General features: G+C 71.2%; 1 protein-coding gene. It reads left to right on the top strand.

From position 1 onward, the window contains the following. Positions 1 to 128 precede the first annotated feature (128 nt). Positions 129 to 1,205, top strand: a complete 1,077-nt coding sequence (locus JQN72_RS18055) for an IS110 family transposase (RefSeq protein WP_204136528.1) — start codon at positions 129 to 131, stop codon at positions 1,203 to 1,205. The last annotated feature ends 298 nt before the right edge of the window (positions 1,206 to 1,503 follow it).

The raw sequence follows: 1,503 nt of genomic DNA, 5'->3' as shown, positions 1-1,503 counted from the left end.
TCAGACGGTATGACGTGACGCCCTCGCGGTGAGGGGGTTGCGGGCCGGGGCCTCGCTCACGAGTGTTCGTGGGTTACCGAGCAGGAGGCGCCTGCTCGGCCTATCCACAGTCGTAGGAGGCCCCGGTGATGGACGAGCGTACGAGTGTCGGGCTGGATGTGCACGCACGATCGGTGGTCGCGGTCGCGATCGACGGGCTGACGGGTGAGGTGTTCCGGGAGCGGTTGGTGCCCGACCCGGAGGTGGTGATCGGGTGGGTCCGGAAGCTGCCGGGCCCAGCGGTGGCGACTTACGAGGCCGGCCCGACGGGGTTTGGGCTGTACCGGGCGTTGAGCGTGGCAGGGATCCGATGCGTGGTGGCGGCGCCCTCGAAGCTGGTCCGCCCGGCCGGGGACCGGGTCAAGACCGACGCCAAGGACGCGCTGTTGCTGGCGCGGCTGTTACGGCTGGGAGAGATCGTCCCGGTCACGGTCCCGAGCGTGGCCCAGGAAGCCGCGCGGGACCTGGTGAGGGCCCGGGAGGACGTGCGCGGTGACCTGATGCGGGCCCGGCACCGGGTCTCGAAGCTGCTGCTGCGTCACGGCCACGTCTACTACGGCGGGAAGGCCTGGACGCTCGCGCACGACGCGTGGCTGCGCCGCATCCGCTTGGAGCAGCCCGGCACCCGCGCGGCGTTCGAGGCCGACTACGAACACGTCCAGCTCGCCCTGGCCCGCCGCGACCGACTCGATGCCGCCATCACGCAGATGGCCCGTGACAGCGAGTACACCGACGTCGTGCACCGGCTCGGCTGCCTGCGTGGGATCAACACCCTGACCGGGTTCGCCCTCGCGGTCGAGATCGGGGACTGGCACCGCCTGAGCGGTGCCACCATCGGCTCCTACCTCGGGCTGGTCCCCACCGAGCACTCCTCCGGCCAGAGACGCTCCCAAGGCGGGATCACCAAGACCGGCAACACCCACGCCCGCCGGCTGCTGGTCGAGGCCGCCTGGCACCACAAGACCCGCTACAGCCCCGGCAAGACCATGCTCGACCGGTGGGCCCTGGCACCGGCCCCGGCCGCCGCCCGAGGAGACTCCGGCAACCGTCGCCTGCACCACCGCTGGACCGTGCTGGCCGCCCGGAAGAAGAGACACACCGTCGCCAACACCGCCATCGCCCGTGAGCTCGCCGGCTGGTGCTGGTCCCTGGCCGTCATGGACTAACCCCGGCCCACGATCCCGTTCACGCCCGCCCGGACCGGACGCAGCGCGTGGAGCAACCCGCGACTCGGCTGTGAGCAACCACCCCGGTGGTCACGCTCGACCTCAGACCCGCGACGACTGCTCCAGCCGGAACACCGTGCTGCGGTACCCAACCCGCGAATATCAGACTGACCGCACGTCGCACACGACACGCCGCCCCGGACACCCGCCGCGTGAACAACGAGGCGCCGCCGAGCACCCAGCCCGGCGGCGCCTCACCCTGCCCACTTGACAGGAAACCGCTACATATCAGCCGAGG

The sequence above is a fragment of the Phycicoccus sp. CSK15P-2 genome (genome assembly GCF_016888005.1).
In the GTDB taxonomy this organism is placed as follows: domain Bacteria; phylum Actinomycetota; class Actinomycetes; order Actinomycetales; family Dermatophilaceae; genus Phycicoccus.
The sequence above is the reverse complement of the archived record's forward strand: the minus strand, read 5'-3'. Positions and strand labels throughout refer to the sequence as shown.

Bases quoted from the DNA above. Each gene is read 5' to 3' on its own strand.
- JQN72_RS18055 (WP_204136528.1), top strand. From the start codon at position 129: ATGGACGAGCGTACGAGTGTCGGGCTGGATGTGCACGCACGATCGGTG.